The 21,436-nt window shown below is 43.2% G+C and carries 24 protein-coding genes and 1 pseudogene; 18 read left to right on the top strand and 7 right to left on the bottom strand.

The annotated features are described in order from the left end of the window. Nucleotides 1-138 precede the first annotated feature (138 nt). The 3 genes from HC246_RS15770 to HC246_RS15760 all read left to right on the top strand — a co-directional run bounded on the left by HC246_RS15770 (nt 139) and on the right by HC246_RS15760 (nt 2,432). The gene (locus tag HC246_RS15770) at nt 139-1,851 is read left to right on the top strand and encodes a diflavin flavoprotein (protein WP_169364214.1); all 1,713 of its coding nucleotides are present in this window, start codon (nt 139-141) and stop codon (nt 1,849-1,851) included. 156 nt (nt 1,852-2,007) lie between these two features. Then, a complete protein-coding gene (locus HC246_RS26950) occupies nt 2,008-2,163 on the top strand; it encodes a transposase (RefSeq protein ID WP_225903035.1) in 156 nt (51 codons plus the stop codon). Between the two features lie 56 nt (nt 2,164-2,219). Then, nucleotides 2,220-2,432 (top strand): hypothetical protein, encoded by a 213-nt coding sequence (locus HC246_RS15760; RefSeq protein ID WP_169364212.1) that lies wholly within the window; start codon nt 2,220-2,222, stop codon nt 2,430-2,432. A gap of 365 nt (nt 2,433-2,797) precedes the next feature. Here the strand turns inward: HC246_RS15760 and HC246_RS15755 are convergent, their stop codons facing one another. Together HC246_RS15755 and HC246_RS15750 are read right to left on the bottom strand one after the other, a co-directional pair. Beyond that, complete coding sequence (locus tag HC246_RS15755) at nt 2,798-3,430, bottom strand: transposase (protein ID WP_169364617.1); 633 nt, start codon at nt 3,428-3,430, stop codon at nt 2,798-2,800. After that, nucleotides 3,388-3,858: a helix-turn-helix domain-containing protein gene (locus HC246_RS15750; RefSeq protein ID WP_169364211.1), complete on the bottom strand. Its 471-nt coding sequence runs from the start codon at nt 3,856-3,858 to the stop codon at nt 3,388-3,390. Before HC246_RS15750 ends, HC246_RS15755 begins: the two co-directional genes overlap by 43 nt. 400 nt (nt 3,859-4,258) lie before the next feature. Between HC246_RS15750 and HC246_RS25960 the strand changes: the two genes are divergently transcribed. Continuing rightward, complete coding sequence (locus HC246_RS25960; RefSeq protein WP_169361634.1) at nt 4,259-5,440, top strand: transposase; 1,182 nt, start codon at nt 4,259-4,261, stop codon at nt 5,438-5,440. A gap of 324 nt (nt 5,441-5,764) precedes the next feature. On the opposite strand, the gene HC246_RS15740 is transcribed toward HC246_RS25960, so the two are convergent. Together HC246_RS15740 and HC246_RS15735 are read right to left on the bottom strand one after the other, a co-directional pair. Beyond that, complete coding sequence (locus HC246_RS15740; protein ID WP_169364210.1) at nt 5,765-6,733, bottom strand: aromatic ring-hydroxylating dioxygenase subunit alpha; 969 nt, start codon at nt 6,731-6,733, stop codon at nt 5,765-5,767. Nucleotides 6,734-6,836: 103 nt separating this feature from the next. Further along, the gene (locus tag HC246_RS15735) at nt 6,837-7,181 is read right to left on the bottom strand and encodes a transposase (RefSeq protein WP_169364209.1); all 345 of its coding nucleotides are present in this window, start codon (nt 7,179-7,181) and stop codon (nt 6,837-6,839) included. A gap of 221 nt (nt 7,182-7,402) precedes the next feature. Between HC246_RS15735 and HC246_RS26445 the strand changes: the two genes are divergently transcribed. The 10 genes from HC246_RS26445 to HC246_RS15685 all read left to right on the top strand — a co-directional run bounded on the left by HC246_RS26445 (nt 7,403) and on the right by HC246_RS15685 (nt 16,782). Beyond that, on the top strand, nt 7,403-7,546 hold the full coding sequence (locus tag HC246_RS26445) for a hypothetical protein (RefSeq protein WP_263972489.1): 144 nt from the start codon (nt 7,403-7,405) through the stop codon (nt 7,544-7,546). A 351-nt stretch (nt 7,547-7,897) separates the two neighbouring features. Next, nucleotides 7,898-8,089, top strand: a complete 192-nt coding sequence (locus HC246_RS15725) for a CbtB-domain containing protein (RefSeq protein WP_126387992.1) — start codon at nt 7,898-7,900, stop codon at nt 8,087-8,089. 43 nt (nt 8,090-8,132) lie between these two features. Next, nucleotides 8,133-9,374 (top strand): hypothetical protein, encoded by a 1,242-nt coding sequence (locus HC246_RS15720; RefSeq protein ID WP_169364208.1) that lies wholly within the window; start codon nt 8,133-8,135, stop codon nt 9,372-9,374. A gap of 152 nt (nt 9,375-9,526) precedes the next feature. Next, nucleotides 9,527-9,961 (top strand): DUF1636 domain-containing protein, encoded by a 435-nt coding sequence (locus HC246_RS15715; protein WP_169364207.1) that lies wholly within the window; start codon nt 9,527-9,529, stop codon nt 9,959-9,961. 761 nt (nt 9,962-10,722) lie between these two features. Further along, nucleotides 10,723-11,679: a formylglycine-generating enzyme family protein gene (locus HC246_RS15710; protein ID WP_169364206.1), complete on the top strand. Its 957-nt coding sequence runs from the start codon at nt 10,723-10,725 to the stop codon at nt 11,677-11,679. Nucleotides 11,680-11,696: 17 nt separating this feature from the next. Beyond that, the gene (locus HC246_RS15705) at nt 11,697-12,683 is read left to right on the top strand and encodes a CobW family GTP-binding protein (RefSeq protein ID WP_169364205.1); all 987 of its coding nucleotides are present in this window, start codon (nt 11,697-11,699) and stop codon (nt 12,681-12,683) included. A gap of 39 nt (nt 12,684-12,722) precedes the next feature. Further along, nucleotides 12,723-13,472: a nitrile hydratase subunit beta gene (gene nthB, locus HC246_RS15700; RefSeq protein ID WP_169364204.1), complete on the top strand. Its 750-nt coding sequence runs from the start codon at nt 12,723-12,725 to the stop codon at nt 13,470-13,472. Nucleotides 13,473-13,484: 12 nt separating this feature from the next. Beyond that, complete coding sequence (gene nthA / locus HC246_RS15695) at nt 13,485-14,108, top strand: nitrile hydratase subunit alpha (RefSeq protein ID WP_169364203.1); 624 nt, start codon at nt 13,485-13,487, stop codon at nt 14,106-14,108. Nucleotides 14,109-14,281: 173 nt separating this feature from the next. Then, nucleotides 14,282-14,632, top strand: a complete 351-nt coding sequence (locus HC246_RS15690; RefSeq protein ID WP_169364202.1) for a nitrile hydratase accessory protein — start codon at nt 14,282-14,284, stop codon at nt 14,630-14,632. A 599-nt stretch (nt 14,633-15,231) separates the two neighbouring features. Then, nucleotides 15,232-16,782 (top strand): AAA family ATPase, encoded by a 1,551-nt coding sequence (locus tag HC246_RS15685; protein ID WP_169364619.1) that lies wholly within the window; start codon nt 15,232-15,234, stop codon nt 16,780-16,782. A 414-nt stretch (nt 16,783-17,196) separates the two neighbouring features. Here the strand turns inward: HC246_RS15685 and HC246_RS15680 are convergent, their stop codons facing one another. Beyond that, entirely contained in the window at nt 17,197-17,535 is a 339-nt protein-coding gene (locus HC246_RS15680; RefSeq protein ID WP_169364201.1) for a hypothetical protein, read from the bottom strand. Between the two features lie 56 nt (nt 17,536-17,591). On the opposite strand from HC246_RS15680, the gene HC246_RS15675 reads away from it, so the two are divergent. From HC246_RS15675 to HC246_RS15665, 3 genes and pseudogenes are all read left to right on the top strand, one after another. Next, nucleotides 17,592-18,410 carry a transposase gene (locus HC246_RS15675; protein WP_169364200.1) on the top strand — a complete coding sequence of 273 codons (819 nt, stop codon included), beginning with the start codon at nt 17,592-17,594 and terminating at the stop codon, nt 18,408-18,410. Nucleotides 18,411-18,415: 5 nt separating this feature from the next. Beyond that, a pseudogene (locus tag HC246_RS15670) lies at nt 18,416-18,904 on the top strand (SDR family NAD(P)-dependent oxidoreductase); the annotation flags it as partial. A gap of 110 nt (nt 18,905-19,014) precedes the next feature. Further along, on the top strand, nt 19,015-19,398 hold the full coding sequence (locus HC246_RS15665) for a hypothetical protein (protein ID WP_169364198.1): 384 nt from the start codon (nt 19,015-19,017) through the stop codon (nt 19,396-19,398). Here HC246_RS15665 and HC246_RS15660 read toward each other — a convergent pair. Both HC246_RS15660 and HC246_RS15655 read right to left on the bottom strand, forming a co-directional pair. Further along, nucleotides 19,388-19,723 (bottom strand): winged helix-turn-helix transcriptional regulator, encoded by a 336-nt coding sequence (locus HC246_RS15660; RefSeq protein ID WP_169364197.1) that lies wholly within the window; start codon nt 19,721-19,723, stop codon nt 19,388-19,390. The two genes, HC246_RS15665 and HC246_RS15660, sit on opposite strands and share 11 nt — an antisense overlap. A 68-nt stretch (nt 19,724-19,791) precedes the next feature. Beyond that, on the bottom strand, nt 19,792-20,727 hold the full coding sequence (locus tag HC246_RS15655; RefSeq protein ID WP_169364403.1) for an IS5 family transposase: 936 nt from the start codon (nt 20,725-20,727) through the stop codon (nt 19,792-19,794). A 307-nt stretch (nt 20,728-21,034) separates the two neighbouring features. Between HC246_RS15655 and HC246_RS15650 the strand changes: the two genes are divergently transcribed. Next, nucleotides 21,035-21,424 carry a VOC family protein gene (locus HC246_RS15650; protein WP_169364196.1) on the top strand — a complete coding sequence of 130 codons (390 nt, stop codon included), beginning with the start codon at nt 21,035-21,037 and terminating at the stop codon, nt 21,422-21,424. Nucleotides 21,425-21,436 lie beyond the last annotated feature (12 nt).

Genomic DNA, 21,436 nt, shown 5'->3' with positions numbered 1-21,436 from the left:
TTTTGTGGCGTGGCTTCGCCACGCCACAAAACATTTCATCAATAAGGTTTATTGAAACAATTGGGTTTTGTAATGCTTGGTAGTTCCCAACTGTCAGTACACTAGAAACAACAGTCTAGAATTTTGGAGACCGCGATCGTGACTACAACTAAACCCCGCGATGTACAGGTAATTTACATTGCTGATGAAACCTATGCGCTGCGATCGCGCAGTTGGAATCGCCTGAGATTTGAAATCGAATATGCGCTAGAAAAAGGAACTACTGCCAACTCATTCTTAATTCAAGGGAATTTGCAAGCGCTAATCGATCCGCCCGGAGGCACATTTACGGAAATTTATCTAGATGAGTTGCGGAAGCGAATTAATATTCTCGATATCAGTTATGTAGTTCTCGGTCACGTTAACCAAAACCGCATTGAAACCCTTAAGGCTTTACTAGCAATTAATAACCGCCTCACCTTTGTCTGTACAAATCCGGGGGCGATCGCCTTGCGTCAGAGTCTAGAGGAAACCTATGGAGACAAGCTCAAAATTCAAGTTGTGCGTGGTGAAGAAGTCCTCGATCTTGGTAAAGGGCATGTTCTGAAATTTATTCCCACCTCCACCCCACGCCACCCTGATGAGCTTTGCACCTACGACACCAAAACGCAGATTTTATATACTGACAAGTTTTTTGGCGCTCATGTCTGTGGCGATCAGGTCTTTGATGAAGGTTGGAGTCAACTCTTAGGCGATCGCCGCTATTACTTTGATAGCACGATGGCGAACCAAGTCCGTCAGGTGGAATCTGCCCTCGATAAGCTCACTGATATACCCGTTAGTTTTTATGCCCCCGGTCATGGTCCCATGCTACGTTACGGATTACATGAGCTGGTCAATCTCTATCGTCAATGGAGCGAAAATCAAAAGCAACAAAATATTTCTGTAGCCCTTCTCTTTGCCTCCGCCTATGGCAACACCACAACGATCGCTAATGCTCTGGCAAGGGGTATTACCAAGGCAGGGGTTTCCGTTGAGTTGATTAACTGCGAAAGTGCAGAACCAGAGGAAATTAAAGCGGCGATCGAAAAATCATCGGGCTTCCTGATTGGTTCACCGACCTTAGGCGGACATTTGCCCACCCAAGTCCAAACCGCCCTCGGTATCGTTCTCTCGACAGCTACTAAAAGCTATCAAGCAGGTGTGTTTGGTTCCTATGGTTGGAGTGGTGAAGCGGTAGATATTATTGCTGGCAAACTTAAGGACGCAGGCTATACCCTTGCTTTTGAACCAATTCGGATCAAGTTCACCCCTACCGAAGCTACTTTACAAGTTTGCGAAGAAACAGGTACGGATTTTGCTCAAGTCCTAAAGCGATCCAAAAAAGTTCGCACTACCTTAAACCCCGGAAGTACGGTTGAGCAAGCGGTTGGTCGCATTGTCGGTTCCCTCTGTGTATTGACGGTCAAGCGTGGGGAAATTTCCACGGCTATGCTTGCTTCATGGGTATCTCAGGCAACCTTTAATCCCCCCGGAATTACCGTTGCTGTAGCGAAGGATCGGGCGATCGAGTCATATATGTACGAAGGCGATCGCTTTGTCTTGAATATCCTTGAGCAGGGTAAACAACTTCGTAAACACTTCATGAAAAAATTTGCCCCCGGCGAAGATCGTTTTGCGGATGTGCAAGTGGAAGCAACGGAAGGTGGTCTGATTCTGCCCGATGGTTTGGCATATTTGGAATGCCGTGTCGCGCAAAGAATGGAATGTGGCGATCACTGGCTAGTCTATGCGATCGTTGAAAATGGCAAGTTGTTGCAATCTAACGGCTTAACAGCAATCCATCACCGCAAGACAGCTAGTAATTACTAAAAAAACGTGAGTTCAAAGGCTTTCCGCCAAGATGGTAATACGGTCAATATAGCAAATATCAGTCTAGTGACTGGAGTTTAGAAAGCATTTAAGAATGTAAGGGCGCATCAAAACAGGTATGAATACTAGACTTCATCTGTATTCATACCTGTTTTGATGCGCCAAGCCTATAATACCGATTTATCAAATGAAGAGTGGGAAATAATTGCACCAATGTTGCCAAAACCATCAAAATTGGGGAGACCACCAAAAACAGATTTTCGGGAAGTGCTGAATGGAATTTTCTACATAACCAAGAATGGTTGTACATGACAAAATCTGCCTCATGATTTGCCACCATATTCGACAGTTTACTTCCAATTCCAAAGATGGACAAGAACAGGATTTATAGCTCAAATCAATCGCCAGATCAGCGAACAAGTACGTTTATTGGAGGCTATGTTGGTTGGCGGATCGGAAAGATGTGGGACAAGATTCCCCAAATTTTTTGGGGATTGGCTGTTGGAGTAAGCATTGCGATCACTGTAATTCTATTTTGGGAATATATCTATACATCAGCTATTAGTTACGGCGATAGTTAGATTATGTTTAGGCAACAGAGAAAATTGATCCTATGGAAAACACAGAACGGATTCGTTGCCGAGTGGCAGCTTGCCGAGAAAGGATAAACGATGAAAATAATTGGAGCTTCTATTTGATAAACGATTCGGAAGTTACCTTCGATGTTGTGTTAGAGGAGATCTCTTATGAGTGGGGCGACATACCTAGCAGTCAGAAACTGGATGTATGCTTTAGCAATCTAAGTAAGCCCCAACGCACAAGCTCTGATCTGGCGTGATGACGGAGAGCTTCGCATGGATCTACTATTGCTAGTACGACTGAGCGATCGCCAAGAGCGTTTGCGGTTTGAATTTCCAAAGCTTTATCGCAAGAGCAACTTAAGTAGCTAGGCATAAGAAAACTCAAAATAAGAAGTATCAAAGCCAAGAGAATCGTAACGGGAAAGCAGAGCATCTTCGATACCCCACATTAAATAATCCTCAGAGTCAAACATTTGTCCAGAAAGATGGTCACGCTTTAAATGTAACCATTCCAATTCAATGGGATTCATCTCAGAGCAGTAAGGAGGTAACTGAAATAAAAATAAGCCCTTACGCTGCCACTCAGGAATTTTGAGTTGTACCGCCTTAGAGGTATGGGTAGAGCTATTATCTTGACCAATGACAGTAATCACACGATGACGCAGGAATAAATCCGCAGCTAAATCAGCCTGTCGATCCATGATTTCAATATATTCTTTGCTGGTGATACTACCGATGCGATAAGCAGCATCAAAACTTACTTCAGGCTCCAACACACCAATTAAACTGACGCGCTTACCTCGCAATGCTGTTTGCTCAAGACGTTTACTCTGCCCTTGCCGAATCCAACCATACGGCACAGGTGACCAACAACTAAATCCCGTCTCATCTAGATATTTCAAACAAATCTCGCCTGCTGCTGCCGCTAACTTTAAGAAATCTAAATCGGCTTGTTTTATGGCTTTAGTTTCTTGATCCTGTTTGTCTTGGTGGGAAATTCGCGCTCGTTTCCATACCCATCCCTTTTTTTTAGTAGTTTCCTAATTCGGTCGCTACTTAGGCTTACTTGTCTTTCTTCTCGTAGCTTGGTGGATAATTGCTGACTGTTGTATACCTGACCATCTTCTTCCAGACAGGTTTCTATATATTTCAGGTCTTCTTCCTGCCATTGTTTCGGTCTTCCTGTTTTGGGCAAGTCATACAACCCTTGTTCGCCATTTTGTTTCCATCTTTGGATGATTTCTCGCACTGTTTGTTCATGCCACTCGAAATAGGCGGCTATTTGGGCGACTTTCCACCCATGGCTGCTTAGTCGTATCGCTTCGGCTCTGTGTTTTACTCGTTTTCCTGTGGCTTCTTTTTGGCTAATTTCCAGCAGTCTTTTGTCTTCTTCTATACTCAGTTTTACTTTGAGGGCGGCTGGCATTTTTTTGGACGTTACTTAACTTTTTTATCTTAACTTTTCTTTGGTTTACCTACTTACCATTAGTGAAAGGGCTGGGAAAATTGGGATGGCAGGAATTTGCAGATTGCTGAGTCATATTCTATAGATACATCTATACAAGAGCCAGTAGTTATGGTGTGCGACAAATACTAGAAATGAGTATCAAAGTCGCAAACAGATGGTTGTTTCAAAGGACATCCTTTGGGCGAAATTGGTTTGTTATAGAGGTATAACCAATGCAAAAACTTTTTGCTTTTTGGCTCTGCTCTAGCTGATTGACTGACAAAAGTGGTAAGAGAAGTTGCGAGAAAGTATACAGAGATTGAATTTGAGTAAAAAAGAGGCGTATGCTGTTTTTTGAAGAAAAAGGAGCATAGGACAAATGACCCAAAACGCCTCACGTATCTATAATGAACTAATAAAATTCGGGAGTCAATACAGCCAGTGGTCAGATGTGCGCCATTTGGGAGTAATGGCGTGGATGATGGTGGGAATGATCGCCACAGGGAGTGTGAATTTAACGAAGTGGTTAAGCCATATCAACACAAAAGCATTGATCGCCCAAAGCACGCAAAGACAACTATCAAGATGGCTGAACAATCCGCGCATAAATCCAGCTAAGCTATACAGTCCAGTAATCAAAGAGTTAATCGCTAAATGGAAAGAGCCAGAAATATATCTGAGTTTTGATACCAGTCAACTGTGGGAAGAATACAGCATGATCCGATTGTGTGTAGTTCATCAGGGAAGAGCTTTACCGTTATGTTGGCGTGTAATCAAACATCGCAGTAGTAGTGTGGAGATGAGTAGCTATCAAGACATGCTCAAACGCGCATCGAAACTGTTGCCCGTGAATGTCAAAGTAGTTTTATTAGCAGACCGAGCATTTGCTAATCCAGAACTGGTGCGCTATGTGTGGGAATTAAAATGGCAATGTCGGATTCGGATCAAGGGTAATTTCTGGATATATGCCCCCAAGCATGGCTGGCAAACAGTCAAACAATTACATCTTCGTCTTGGTGAAGCTAAGTTGATCCACAATGTTAAAGTTCACAAAACTGAGTCCAAGCGTCTTACCGATGTGCATATTGCGGCGGCTTGGGAATCTGGGAGCCGAGAGTATTGGTATATTCTCAGTACTGAACCTACCACACTCCAAACTTTTTGGGAGTATGGTCTGAGATTCGATATTGAGGAGAATTTCTTGGATGATAAATCTAATGGCTTTGATTTAGAATCTTCGCGTTTACGTTCGGCTCCTGCCATTTCTCGCCTTTGTTTTGTGATAGCACTGACCACCTTGTTTTTAACGGCTCAAGGACTGGCGGTTGCTGATTCTGGCTATCGTCGTTTGGTTGATCCTCATTGGTTTCGTGGGCTTAGTTATCTCAAGATTGGCTGGAACTGGATTCACACCGCTATCACTAAAAACTGGGCTTTCTTGCCTTTCTACTCTTTTACTTCTTATCTTGACTCTCACCCTGCTATTGCTTCTCGTCGAAAACATCTTCAGAAATTATTCCGCATTGAGTTCTATGCTTCTACTCTCGACTATGCTTCATAGACTTTTGTCAGTCAATCAGCTGCTCTAGTCACTTGTGCAGTCACTAGAGCAGGTAGATAAGCTTTTAATGCTAAAACCGTAGTAATCCATAATATGTTTTTCATAACTTGGCTCTGATCGCCATCAACTAGCTATCAATATACTCATTGCCAAAAATTAGGGCAGTGATACTAAGCCCTTTTCTATGCGATCGCTTGTTCAACAAGGCAAATAGCAATTACCTAGTCTGTGCAACTCATCATGAGGGATTTGTGTCCGCAATATCACTCTGCATATCCTCGCGATCGTCTCACACCGATATGTGAATGGCAAAGTAACTAATTTCTAAACAAAAAACTGACGACGCATTTTGCGATACTCCACCTGTAAAGCATCTGATTGAACATGTAATTCGGCATTAAGGTCATAGGGGACAATCTGGGGACGTTGAGATTCCACAATCGCTTTATCTTGATTAAAAACCTTCAAGACCCGTTTACGCGCATCTGCATCCGCCCAGTTACCATTAAAAAAGCTCCGCAGATTAATCCATTTACTTACGGTTGTCTGGTCATCAATGGGAACATGAGCGTTGTAAACGAGCAATCTCCCAAATACTAAATGTACCTCTAGCACCGTAATATTAGGAAGAAAGAAAGCTGTCCGAGTTTTTACTACTGAAGGTTGCTTCGATGCCAAAAATCCCCAAATTCCTTTAGGTGGTGACGCATTGACCATTACAGTTGCGCCCGCACCAGTCGGATAATTTTCCACTGTAAACTCGGCAATTTGTGGACGCTCTTTATCGCCAAATGCACCAGCATGAACAAAAGGGACATGGGCAACATCTAAAAGATTCTCAATTACACGGCTGTAGTGGGTATGCCAAAGAAAATCTCCATGAATAGATTTGAGCTTAGCATCATCAAAGTTAGGCAATTCTGGAATTGGGATACGCTCTGATTCAGGTCTATCACCCATGAATAACCAGACCCATCCATACTTTTCTTGAGCGTCATAAACCTTAACCTTCGCTCTATAGGGTATAGGTGTATCAGGTGAATTTGCAGGAATATTTACACAGGTTCCATCTGCTTGATATTCCCAACCATGATAAGGACAAACAATACATTCACCTTTAGTCCGCCCGCCAGATAAAGCTGCGCCACGATGAGTGCATAGATCCTGCATCGCAACTATCTGCTGAGTGTCCGTGCGATAGATCACCAAATCTTGATCCAGCACTTTAATACGCTTAGGCGTAGATGTAATTTCATCTGAGAACTCAACGGCATACCAAAAATTTGTCAGCATAGATTAATCTTAGCTACTTTATTCCATAAATAACTCAGATTTAAGTATAAATCTCGAAAGTAATACTAGTATTAGAGAGTGTTTGAGAAGTTAAGCAAGACGTTTAAGGAGAAGTTGATTGACTGTCAATACATCCTCCACTGGGTGTTGCTTCTCTTCCTTCACTGACTCGATACCACTGTTGTAGTTTAGCGTTGATCTCTTGCCATGTGTTGGTAATGCGCCAATAACGAAAGTAATGATAGACAGTTTGCCATACAGGTAAGTCATGGGGCATCATTCGCCATGCACAGCCTGCGGCGTTGATGTAGAAAATGCCATTGAGTACGGCTCTAATATCTACTGTTCTTTTGCGACCTCCTGTTCCTGCGGCGGGTATCAAGTCTTTTAACAGTTCCCATTGGCTATCGGTTAAGTCTGTGGGGTATGATTTCTTTGTTGCTTCCATAGGTCTGTCTTTGTTTTTCTATATTGACAGGCTATACCTTTGGGAGCTTTTTTACACCATTTTTTATCACCAAAAACCTCTCAAACACTCTCTAATCAGATGATGCACGAGTTTTTGAATGAGAGATGATAAGATTCGCCTCAAGTTGTTAAATTTTCTGGAAGGTCATGGGCGTATGGTTCAAGAAATTGTGTTTGAGTGCTTTATTAGTCTAGATTCAGATGAAAAAGCTTTATGAGCAGGTGAAAAAACAAGTAAAACTACAGGAAGATAATGTGCGTTTTTATTGGATACCGTCTAATGTTTTGTCAAAGGCTTTAGCGATCAGTAGTGAGTTGCCAAATCTTGTAGCAATCCCTAGCTGAAACTATGCACTGGAACTTCATAGTTTCAGTTTCCCTCATCTTTTATGAAATAAGTCTACGGATTAGATAAAGCCTTAGTCTACTAGAAGCAGCAGTATGTCATAAAAATACTGCTAAAACTGCAAAAGTAAAAAATGTAGCAGAACATATTTGGAACCCCCTCTAATATCTTTGCAATCTGGTGATTGTACCTGAGTTCATGCGTGGTTCTGGCGTAGAACAACAGTCATAGGAAAGAATTACAGAGCAGTGCGATTATAATTCCCTACCACAGCACCACCTTAACAATGGTCTGCTTGAGCTAACCTTTCCATTTCTATCCACCTTTCTAATTTTATTTGTGAGATTCAAATGACTACTCAAACCTATGGTTCAATCCAACAAAAAGTTGCCAGCCGCATCCTCTCAGTACCAGTGCAGTCAGGGCTTTATGTTTCTCTGATAGCCTTGACTCTGTGGACAGTTTACTTCACTACCCATCCTGCCATTCATGACAAAGTACATTCACTTCGCCACCACACAGCGTTGGTGAATTGCCACTAGGGTAAGATTCCGCTCAGTTGTTTAGCAGTTGCAGGATAAGGCGATGTCAAAATTTAAGCGCTCAGCGCTGCTTGGTTTAATTTGTTTGTTTGGTGTGGTTTTGTGGGGATGGATAGGGTTCGCCCAAGCCCCACAACCTTCAATTCGCTTAACGACTAGCCCGATCGCCAGCCAGATGCGCCCTTTTGAAGCTGAAGCTATTCATCCCCAAAATCCTGTGCAGTTGTCCCTGCAAGCTCTGGATAGCGCAGGGCAGGCACTCAAGAACACTCAGATCCACTTGCAACTGCTAACCCCTCCTGCCACCCCTTGGTTTACGACAGATTTCCCGATCGTCGAAGGCACGACGTTGCTCGACATGACGGCTGTAGCACCTGTCGGAAAGTTGGAATGGCAACAAATGCTACCGATTCGCGGCAACTATCAACTCCAGGTGGAGGTTACACCGACTATCCCCAACTCTTTTGCCCCGATTCAGCAAACGCTAACGCTAACAGTGCCAGAAAGCTGGGTGAAATATCGTAACCTCGGTATCTTGGTGACCATTCTACTAGCTGCAGGACTGGTCGGTGGGTGGATAATTGGCAGTGGTCAACCGTTAAAACCTGGAGAAATTGCCCCGCAACGGGTGCGCTTATTACTAAATAGCGCGATTGTGGTCGCGATCGCGGCACTCCTCTGGGTCAATATCAGTGCAGAATTGCCGCCCTCGCAGGGGGCAATCGTCGCGTCTGCCCAGACAGAACATGTTCATGCCGATCACACTCATACTGAACACTCCCACACAACTTCTGAGCCGTCTGCTAAGCAGTCCGCCCAATGGGAATCCCAAGGGTTGGAAATGAAACTTTCGGGCACTAAAACGACCATGGTTGGTCAACTTACTAACCTCCAAGTAGATTTGATCGATACCAAAACCCAGCAACCTGTAACCGATGTAAATTTGCGGATCAAAGCTAAGCCGAAAGAGGATGAATGGGTGGCGTTTGCCTATCAAGGTATGCCCAACAGTGCCGGAAAATTTACTTGGCAGGAACAGTTCTTTGATGGTGCCCCCCATATTGTAGAAGTTGAGGTGACCCCTCAAGTTGGTTCTAAACGGCAGTTCCAATCCTTCCAAGTAACCCAAACTATTGATGTTGAAGGGGTTGCCCCACCTCTGTGGATTCGGTTGATTTCGCTCGCTTACCTGACCATCTGTGTCGTGGTTGGTTTGCTACTCGGGCTGTGGTTGCAGTGGCGACGGCAAGCAAACAAACGAGATTGGCAACGTCGCTTTTCCTAGAGTACTCAAAGCAAGAAATAGTCTAATGGATTAATCGGAAGAGGGGCAAGGCTCTTTGCCCGTCATATGTAAGCTGGTTCGTGTTTGGTTTGAGATACTCCTAGCAAGGGTGATTTGGGATTGCAGGCAAATCATTACAAACTCCAAAACACATGAATGATCGACATATTCTATTTGTTTGTACGAGATGTGGTAGCAGCCATAAAACCAAACAATATATGGCTAAGAGCGAGGGTGAGTGGCTGTTAGAGAAACTCCAAACTCTATATGATGACTGGGCATTGCATGATGATTTCGCGATTCAGCCAGTTGAATGTATGGGCGTTTGCGACCAAGCCTGCGCGATCGCTTTCGTTTCCCCCAAAAAGCAAACCTATCTGTTTGGAGGGTTAATAGCTGACTTAGCCAATGTTGAAGCGACTGCCAAAGCTGTGTTGACCTGTGCTGGTCAGTATCACGCTAAGCCAGATGGTCTGTTAATCTACGCCAATCGCCCCGAGCAATTAAGATCTGGGGCGATCGCCCGAATCCCGCCATACCCAAATACTACCAATTCACCGAGGTGTTGCGATAATTTGGTGAATTAAAAAACAAACCCAGTGAGGGTTTTAAAATGACAAAATGGCTGCGCCATTTTGTCATTTGGCATGAAATTTTAGGAAGGGATTAAACAAATTCTTTTCAGTGTTTATGAATCACATCACCGAAGACCAAAGCACTTAGGAACTTGCAACAAAAATATCCCACACTTGTGATATTTTGCTACATAGGACAGTGCATCATCGGAGACTTTCTAGCATCTTATTTGAACTGAGTTTTTGCAGAGTTAATTTGTTAGGGATATAGTTAGCAGATCTCGAGCCGTAGCTTGGAGAAATCGCAAGTACAAATATTTATGATCTAAGTTTTTGAGACTAAGAATTGCTCCAGCACAATGCTTAATTATCTGATATCTAGAACTTTAAATTTTCAGCCAATACTGCCTATTAATCTCTCTTTGAAATGTTGAAATGTATTTCATAGAGACAAATAGTGTATAAATTGACATTGTAAAATTCTTTAAATATTCTATTAAGTCACCATACTATAACTTCGCAATAATTGATGTGAAATAGTAGCTTTCAAGACATAATACTTTTTTGTTTCTACTATGATAACCATATGACTTTTTAGATACATAAAACGCTTCCAGAAAATAATTAATTGATTCTTATCTTAATAAGATTTGGGTTTATATCAGCATTAATTAAGAGTATTTCCTATTAGTGTAATGCTTTTGATTTGATTTTCATTGATCGTAAGTTTTTCTGACCATTTCATCATCTAAAGAGATTGGAGATAGCTCATCGTGAAAAGACGACGGTTAATTCAATATGCCAGTTTGAGTGGTTTGGGCTTGGTCTGTAGCTTAGCGCCTCAGGGCTTAGCAACCACGTTAGGTCGGTCGGAGAGCCATTCCAAAAGCACGAAGGATCTCCTAAGCTCTTTTGAGTTTGAAGTGCCGATCGTTGACCGTCGTGGTCAGGAAGTTGATCGGCAAACTCGGCAAGCCCACTTTTTTAGCACTGAGTTAGGGGAAACATCCAGCCTAACCATGGTGGCGATTCCTGAAGGAAGATTTGTGATGGGGGAAACCTCAAATGGTCAAAAATCAGCTCAGGAGTTACCTGCTCACTGGGTCGCACTGAAACCCTTTTTTATGTCTAGGTATCCAATCACCCAAGCGCAATGGCAGGCAGTCGCTCAACTGCCCCAAATCAATCGACCGTTGCTAGCCCAGCCTGCTCATTTTGTTGGGGCTGATCGCCCTGTCGAGTCCGTTTCTTGGCTAGAGGCAGTGGAGTTTTGTGATCGGCTGTCACATTACACCAGTAAGACCTACCGCCTACCTAGCGAATCCGAATGGGAATATGCCTGCCGAGCGGGTATGAGCACCCCTTTTGCAACAGGTCTTACGCTCACCTCTGAGTTAGCCAACTACAATACCCAATTTGCCTATGCGGCAGAACCCGCCGCAGCCTATCTACCCGAAACAACACCAGTTGGGAATTTCGGTTCTAATGCCTTTGGATTAAACGACATGCACGGCAATGTATGGGAATGGTGCGCCGACCATTGGCATAACGACTATAAAGGTGCTCCCACCCAAGGTCAGGTATGGATCAAGGACGGACAGTCGGCTTTGCGATCTCTTCGGGGCGGTAGTTGGGCTGATACTCCTTCGCAGGTTCGATCAGCTAGTCGATCTGGCTATCCTGCGGATGGTTTAAATCGCATGATTGGATTTCGAGTTGTGCATGTGTAGTCTAAAGGAAGTTTGACATGTCAGGATTACGTAAAATTCCCATAACGGTATTGACGGGATATCTTGGGGCTGGAAAAACCACTCTACTGAATCATATTTTGACAGCTGATCATGGTCAGAAAGTTGCTGTAATTGTGAATGAATTTGGCGAAGTCGGAATTGATCACCAACTTGTGATTGGAACCGATGAGGAAATCTTTGAGATGAATAACGGATGCATTTGTTGCACCGTCAGAGGCGACTTAATCCGAATGATTGGCAAGCTGCTAGAACGTCGTGATCAGTTTGATGTTCTAGTAATCGAAACAACTGGATTAGCCGATCCCGCTCCCGTTATTCAGTCTTTCTTTGTCGATGAGGTGCTTTATGCAGAAACAGTCCTAGATGCGGTAGTTACAGTAGTCGATGCTAAGCACATCTGGGATCACTGGGAAAGTAGTGAAGCTCAGGAGCAAATTGCATTTGCTGATGTCGTGATTTTAAATAAGATTGATTTGGTATCGCCAACCATTCTGGAAGAACTAGAAAAACGCGTGCGTGGTATGAATGCGATTGCCAAACTATATAGAACTCTGAATTGTGACATTGACCTCGATCAATTACTCGGTTTAAATGCCTTTGACCTCAAACAAGCACTGAGTATCGATCCACAGTTTTTGACAGAGGATACCCATGTACATGATTCGTCAATATCGTCCGTCTCCATTACTACTACTGGTAGTTACAGCAGTACCGAAGTTAACCGTTGGCTTTACCAACTCGTCCAAGAACAAGGTGCAGATATCTTCCGCATGAAGGGCATTTTGAATTTGGATGACGCAGATCGGCGTTTTGTCTTTCAAGGTGTCCACATGACTCTCGACGGTAGACCCGGTAAGCCGTGGAGATCTGAGGAAGTACGCCAAAACGAACTGGTGTTCATTGGTCGTAATTTGGATGAACAGATCTTAAAAGCGGATTTTCAGGCTTGTCGCCTAGAAGTCCCAGTTGAAGTCGGTGGCTAGGATCTAACTAAATCTCAATAAGTAGAGGAGGATAACTGAATGAAATTGCAGCATTATTTAGGAGGTATCGAGAATCTCGGTCCTGTGAGTGTTGAGAAGAAAGTATTTGTGGAGGAGTGGGAAAAGCGTATTTTTGGCATTCACGTCGCTATGATGGCGCTGAGTAATCACTTGGATCAGGCGATTCCCAAGTATCCAATTAAGCAGGTACCCACCAAATTCAAGGACTTTTGGACTTGGGGTCACCTACGTACAGGAGCCGAAGGCATGCAACCTTTTGACTACTTTCGGCTACGCTATTACGAAAAATGGTTAGGTGGAATCTCTGGATTTTTTATCGAGAAGGGTTATGTCACCGAGGCCGAACTCGACGCTGCTACTGCTAGTTATCTATCTAGCCCAAAGCCTACTAGCTTCACCCCACCTGCTGGGGGTAATCCAGCGATCGACACCCAAGTGATTCGCTACCTGCGGGAAGGTGATTCACCCAAGCGAGAATTGACTACCAAACCTAAATTTGCCGTTGGCAGCAAAGTTAAGGTCAAAGATCCGATTGTCGTGGATCACACTCGCCTACCGGGCCATCTCCGAGGCAAAACGGGCACCGTTTACTTAGTCTATCCAGATGCCTACACCTATTTCTTTTCTACTGGTCCAGATGGAATCGGCGAACCGATGCCTGTCTATCTTGTTGCCTTTAGTCCAGCAGATATTTGGGGAACTGCCAAGAGTGATCCAAATTCAACCTATTACGACGATCTGTTTGAAACCTATCTTGAATCCGTTTGAGGTTATCATTTTATGAGTGGATACGAGCATTTTAAGTACAGTACCGATCGAGAAGCCTACAGTGCGGCACGCGTTCACGCCTTAGAGGCGCTGCTGGTGAAGAAAGGAGTGATTACAGGTTCCACCGTCGATCAGGTTTTGAAGTACTTCAAAACAGAGATGGGACCGTTTAATGGAGCCAAGATTGTGGCGCGGGCTTGGGTTGATCCGAGCTTTAAAATGCGCTTGTTAAAAGACGCTAATGCCGCGATCGCTGAGATGAAATTCCCCCCTGGCATGTCTGGAGCCGAGGGTGAACACCTCAAGATTGTTGAAAATACGCCTACAGTCCATAACTTGATTGTCTGTACCCTATGTTCTTGCTACCCTTGGCCTACTTTGGGATTACCACCCTACTGGTTCAAAGATCCAACCTTCCGAGCCAGAGCCGTGCGCGAACCTCGTGCCGTCCTGAAAGAATTTGGCTTAGTGATCGATCCCGCCGTCGAAATTAAAGTCTGGGATAGTAGCGCCCAAATTCGTTGGTCGGTATTGCCAGAGAGACCAGAAGGCACAGCAGGCATGAGCGAAAGCCAGTTAGCGGCAATAGTTACGCCCGAATCAATGATGGGAGTTGGCAAAATTAAGGTAGCGTAACTATCGCCTAATACCTATTAGCTCGCTTTTTATCCCACCCACAACACTTATCCTCCACAAGTCATTCACTTCCATTAAAAAGTAAGCGGATGACTTGTGGAATATGGCTAAGCCGATCAACGAAAGATCAACAGTTCATCTTTCAAGCCCTCAATTGCTTAAAGGAGCAACCAATGCAAACTCAATTTGAGCATTTTGCCGCGACTAGTATGCTAGGCAGAAAGGACTCACCACCCCGATGTGATGGCGAACTGTTTTTTGAAGATTCTTGGGAAGGTCGCGCTTTTGGAATCGCGATCGCCCTCTCCAAAAAAGGTCATTACGAATGGGAAGACTTTCGACAGCAATTGATTACGTCAATTGGAGAGTGGGAGTCCTCACATGCCCTCGATGACCCAAGCTGGAACTATTATCAGCGTTGGCTTTTGGCACTAGAGCGCGTGATGCTAGAAATCAACCTGATTGATTCAGTAGAACTCGAACAACAACTGGCAGAGTTGATAACACAAGATACTTTTTATTGAGATTCATATCATCTAGCTACGAATTTCGGGAGGGAAAGCAAAGGGGGGCGACCTCAATCTGATGACGTTAGCTACTAGACTTAATCGGAAATAACTGGAAGCTTTATGTAGCAAGGCTTTTAGGAACGCTCAAAAAATAGATAAAATGCTTGTTGGGTAAAGGTTTGATAGCATTTTAGCCATTTTATTTCCGATTAAGTCTATTTTCTATGCAAATCCTATTTAAGGAAGCATGTAGAATCAGGCATTTCTAGCTTTCGTAAGACTAAATTACAGCTATTCAGATTGAGCCCCTAATCCCACTATATACTAGGATTTAGATCTTTCATTGATTTTGATTTGGATGGCAGATCCAGGGAAAACAATCATAGAACTCTTTCCCAATAGATATGATCAGCCTCATTGTAAACTTCAATTTTAAGCGATCGCAACATCTTCAGAAAGATAGAGAGATAGCCACAGGATAATTTGTTGTTAAATTTATACGAACCAGTATAAATACTCATTACTGCTCAACGTAAATTCAAGGTTTGAGGGCTTTACTTTGATTGTTGCGATATATTGAAGGGGTATCTCTGCCCGTTAGTTTAGTTGTCGTCATGCCCAAATGGTTTAATACTGCTGGTCCTTGTAAGCCTGACATTCACTACATGTTGTCAGCTACTGACCGCTTACCTGAAATCAAACAACTAATTGCTCAGGAAAACTATTTTGTGATCCATGCACCAAGGCAGGTGGGTAAGACTACAGCTATGTTGGCACTTGCTCAAGAGTTAACGGCTAGCGGTCAATATACGGCGGTTATGTTATCACTGGAAGTAGGGGCTGTATTTTCCCATGACCCAAAATTAGCAGGTCGAGCAATTTTGGATGAGTGGCAGGATGCAATTAAGTTTTATTTACCGCCAGAGTTGCACCCCAGTCATAGAATTTTAGGAGAATCAGGTCGTCACATTGGTGCTTTTTTGGCAGCATGGACACAGGAGTCGTCACGACCATTAGTGGTGTTTCTCGATGAAATTGATGCTTTGAGTGATGAGACTCTAGTTTCTGTACTTCGGCAAATTAGATCTGGATTTCCACGCCGTCCCAAGGGATTTCCGCAGTCAGTTGCATTAGTGGGGATGCGCGATGTACGGGATTATAAGTATGCATCAGGAGGAAGCGACCGCCTAAATACTTCTAGTCCTTTTAATATCAAAGTGCGTTCTTTTACTCTGAGTAACTTTACGCTTGAAGATGTGAGAAATCTTTATCAGCAGCATACGGATGCCACAGGACAGATATTTACTCCTGAAGCTGTTGATTTAGCTTTTCATTTGACTCAGGGTCAGCCTTGGTTGGTGAATGCGATCGCTAAGGAAATTGTGGAATATATCACGAAAGATCCTGCAATTCCGATTACGGCTGATTTGGTAAATGAGGCTAAGGAGATTCTGATTAAGAGACAGGATACTCATTTGGATAGTCTTGCTGAAAGATTGAGAGAAGATAGAGTCAGAGCGATCATCCAACCAATTTTATCTGGCTTAGAGTTAGGAGATACCCCAGATGACGACCGCCGCTATTTGTTAGACTTGGGGTTAGTGGTGCGGAGTCAGGAAGGTGGTTTGAAGATTGCGAATCCCATCTATCAAGAAGTGATTCCTAGGGGTTTATCTCAAGGGGTGCAGGATAGTCTACCGATGATTCAACCTAGTTGGTTAAATCCTGATGGAAGTCTCAATGCTCAAGTCCTGCTTGAAGCTTTTCTCAAGTTCTGGAGACAACATGGTGAGCCATTGTTCAAGAGTGCTAATTATCCAGAAATTGCGCCTCATCTGGTGATGATGGCATTTTTGCATCGGGTGGTTAATGTTAACGGCTCGTTGGAAAGGGAATATGCGATCGGTTCGGGTAAGATGGATATTTGTTTGCGCTATGGTAAACAAACTTTGGCAATGGAGTTGAAGGTTTGGGCGGATAAAAGACCTGATCCGCTTAAGGAAGGTTTGCCGCAGATCGATAAGTATTTGTCGGGGTTGAGTTTGGATACGGGTTGGTTGGTGATCTTTGATCGCCGTTCTGGTTTGCCGCCTCTAAGTGATCGCACTACCACTGAAAATGTCATTAGTCCCGCAGGTCGAGAGATTATCGTCATTCGGGGATAGATGAATTGATACTTTCCTATGATTTCTATAGTCAACTTCCACTAAAGTTTTTGCATGAGTTGAATTGATTGGATCTTGCATATGCTGCAAGGGTGATATATCTATGTATAAGCAAGTTGTTGCTTGAGTGAGGGTGATTGGATGCGCTTTCGTCATGATTAATGCCATCGTTTGCGTGTGGCTTGTTAGCGTTGTTATTGGGGTTGTCCCCGATCTCTACTATTAGTCTGGCTTTGTCTGAGGGTAGTTTGGCTCAGGAGTTGGTAAGTCCAAAAAGTGAGGCGATCGCTTTAAGTTTGTAGAAGTCGATCGCTAGAGAGTTAAAGGGTGGTGAGACTCATGTCAAACACTCTCTTACTGAAAGGTAATATTAGCGATTTTCCCGTACAGTAAAATTTTCTTTGTAGTTCCACATTAAAATTCATCAAAAGTAACCCCAACATTATTAGAATCCTTTTGACAACAATTACCCAAACAATTACGCGAACTACGAATACACCCAGACTCAGCAAACCTCCGCCCATGTTTCTCCACCGTTGGGTTAGCTAACCAAAACAGAGGAATACCCGTTAACTTCCAAGTTAAGCGGCCAAAGGAATGTAAAACATCCCAAGCCTCATCCTGCGAAGGTTCCGCATAGAACTCATCCAATTCAGAGCGAAACGCATCCCAAAGCGATCGCACAGTTTGTGGATGACATTGATCGTAAGCCCGCATCCCTTGTTTGTAAGCCTCAATTAGATTGCTAGGCATGGGTAAAACTTGGTAAACGATATCAGTAAATCTAACACAGTTATTTGATCACAGTATTGGAACTAATCTTCAATACTCGACCTGTATCTGACCATACTAGTAACCGTAGTGTCAAAGGCATAAATATCCTCAACTGCATCTATCACAACGAAGCTATCAGCTTACCTGTCGCCTTTGAAATTGTGCAAAAACTACAAGAGGTGACTGATGCAAAAACAGGTAAAGCAAAATTCGTATCTGAGGAAAGCAAAAATGAGATGATGCGAAAGATGCTCCATGTCTGCTGTCAGAATCGCTTGAAGTTTAGCTATGTGTTGACAGATAGTTGGTTCAGCAGCAAGGAAAATATGGAATACATTAAACAACGAGTCAAAAAAGACTTCATTATGGCTGTGAAGGGTAATCGTTTAGCCATCTGTGCGGACGACAAAAGTCAGGGACATTTCGTTAATCTTGAGTCAATTGAGTTAAACCCAGATTCCTGTTGCAAGGTGTTTTTGAAGGGACTGGATTTTCCTATCTCGATCACCAAGCAAGTTTTTAAAAACAAAAATCAATCCACAGGGATTTTGTATTTAGCTTGCAGTAATCTCGACATAACCGCACCTGATATCAACACAATCTATCAAAAACGATGGAAAGTTGAAGAATTTCACAAGTCTTTGAAATCTAATCTAGCTCTTGCTAAGTCTCCCACTGGCATTGCTCATACTCAGAAAAATCACATCTTTGCTTGCTTTTTTGCCTTTGTTAAGCTAGAGCGCCTTCGGATCAAAACTAAACTCAATCACTTTGCTCTCAAGTCTAAACTCTACTTCAATGCCATTAGGGCTAGTTTCTCTCTTCTTCAAAAACTGGCTCTTCCTTCCACGTAACATCAGTTAATAATGCAGGTGTCAATCCCACTATGCAGCAAGAGGAAGCAAGTCTGCTCACAGTAGATATAGAAACGATGCTGACGACTTTCAACACTAATGTATTAGCAGTAGTAAGAATTACCAAAGCATTAATTCCATTGATGAGAGCCAATAATTATGGGCGGATCGTGAATGTATCTACAGAAATGGCTTCTCTCAATTCGATGAGCAGCGACTATTATCCCTTGGCTCCTTCCTATCGTTTATCCAAAGTTGGATTAAATGGATTGACCACCATCTTTGCGAAGGAACTACAGGGCAGTAACATTTTGATCAATGCCTATTCTCCTGGTTGGATGAAAACAGATATGGGCGGCTCGGATGCGCCATTTACCGCCGATGAAGGCGCAGAAACTGCGGTGTATTTGGCAACTTTACCAGATGGTGGCGCTCAAGGTGGTTTCTTTGCAGAAATGCGGAAGTTTGGTGGTGCGATCGCTTTACCTTGGTAAATGGACTAAATCTTTTTTCTCAGCTTCTAAAAATGTTAGGGTAGGACATTAACGGGTAGTTCCACTGAATTTGGTCGATCGCTTGCCGAAGAATCTTTTGTAAGTTATCTTTGTTAACGAAACTAAACCTCAGTTGCGTTATGAATTCTAATCAGTTAGATATGAGCGAGTTCGATCTGCCATTAGCAACTGTTAGTATGGAGCATACTGTACGAGAGATGATGTCGTGCGGTCTCTCATCTGATGAATATGCTGCGCGGGAGGCGCATCTCATTCTTTGCTTCTCATTAGATCAATATAGATATCGCGATGTTGTTCTTCAAGCGTGGATTCATTCGCTCGGTGCTATTCTTTCCCAGAAGACAGGTGCGCCTAATCTAAACGATCTCCGAGCAAAATTTCTTACTGCTGAAGAAATCCAAGAGATTCAAGAATCGGAACGAGAATTTGAAGAAATGTTGTTAATGGAAAGTATTGAAGATCCTACAAACTAAGGTCAAATTGATGTTCTTTAGCATTTGCTTTTCCCCATTCGCACATGAGTTCCATAATTGGCTTTAAGGTTGCACCATGAGCCGATAACGAATATTCCACTCGCGGCGGTGATTCTGCAAAAACTTGTCGCTCGATCAGTCCATCAGATTCTAATTCTCGCAATTGTGAAGTCAATACTTTTTGACTGATCTCTGGCATTAAATGCATTAGCTCGCCAAATCTTTTACTACCACCTCTCAGCCACCATAGGATTACTACCTTCCATTTACCTCCAATGCGATCAAGCGTCAACTCTACGGGACAGCTATATTTTTTTGCAGCCATAACTTTCAGATCTAAACGGCTTTGTTGCATGAATAAAAAGAAGCCAAAAGATGGAGGATCTTAGAAAATTAACGAACAACAGGAGAGGAGAGAGGTTTAGCCAGTTGAATCATGCGATTAAGAGCAGCACATTTGATGAACAACTCAACCGCCTGATTGTCAAATTTACGAGAACATAAAGTAGCACCAAAGATTTTTTTGAAACGAAACATCGTAGTTTCTGCCAAAGAGCGCCGATGATAACCTGAGTCACGTTTCCATTTTTTACGCCCATGTTTACGGATATAACGGAGATTTTGGTCACGCGGATGTGGTGGAGCATTGGTATTGCCATGCTGCCAGATTTTGGCATCTTTGCGCGGAGGAATCACGGCTTTAGCACCATGTTGGGCAATCTCGTCATAACAATGACGATGGTCATAAGCTCCATCTGCGGAAACTTGAGCAATTTCAGCATCAATCGCATCGAGAATATCGGCGAGTACTTCTCCATCGTGGCAATCATTCGTGGTGACGACCGCAGCCAGTATTTCTCCTGTTGATTCATCGGCTCCTAGGTGTAATTTGCGCCATGTCCGTCTCTTACTAATTCCATGCTGCCGTGTTTTCCATTCCCCTTCGCCGTATACTTTGATCCCTGTCGAATCAACTACTACATGCACTGCTCCCTGTTTCGGGATTACTGGTAAGGTCACACTTAAACTTGCTGTCCGTCTTGACACGGTGCTGTGGTCTGGTACTGGTAAATCTATTCCCATCAAGGCAAATATTGACTCTAACAGTCCTTGCGTTTGTCTTCCTGCTTGCTGATATACCGCTTTGACCGTGATAAATGTCGCTATTGCTATATCACTGTAATCTTTGGAAGCTCCCCGTTTGCCACTTAATGTTTGATTTAACCATCCTTCAATTACTTCTTCGCTCATCCAAAAAGTCAGGCTTCCTCTTTGTTTTAGCCCTGCGTTATACTCTGTCCAGTTGCGGATCTCATGTTTCTGTGTCATTTGCTGGGACTCCATCTCCTGATTTTTATCTAATTTACCTTCTCTTCCCCTTTTTATGCAACAACGCCGATCTAAACTCAAAAATAATCGTACTAGTATCCATTTGGTAACTAATAACCTTTGATGTTATTGCTTATTAAGAATAATGTATATCCCAATTATTAGAAAAATAATGATTAAAAAATGACCAACTCTATATCTGCAATCGCTGGATTTGGAACAGATGTTAGCATGGGCTTAGCCAGAGCTTTTGTGAAGGACGGCTACTGATTTTGAAACTAATTAGCCTACAGAATAGGACAAGCCAATGAAATTTGGATATACGATCGTTTATGTTTCCGATGTATCTAGTTCGATCGCTTTTTTTGAAAATGCCTTCGGATTTCACAAGAAATTTGTAGATGATTCGGGAACCTACGGCGAACTCGATACTGGCGCAACAACTTTATCTTTTGCCGCCCATTCCTTGGGAGAATCCAATCTTCCTGATGGTTATGTTGCCACAGATTCCTCAGAAAAGCCTTTAGGCATGGAAATTGCCTTGATAACCGATGAAATTGAAACTGCCCATCAAAAAGCAATCGCCGCAGGTGCGATCGAAATAGCAGCCCCTAAAGCCAAACCTTGGGGACAGATTGTTTCCTATGTTCGCTGCCCAGATGGAACTCTTGTCGAACTATGTACTCCTATCTCTTAAAGGTGAAAAATC

This window comes from Pseudanabaena yagii GIHE-NHR1 (assembly GCF_012863495.1).
GTDB classification, from domain to species: domain Bacteria; phylum Cyanobacteriota; class Cyanobacteriia; order Pseudanabaenales; family Pseudanabaenaceae; genus Pseudanabaena; species Pseudanabaena yagii.
The sequence above is the reverse complement of the archived record's forward strand: the minus strand, read 5'-3'. Positions and strand labels throughout refer to the sequence as shown.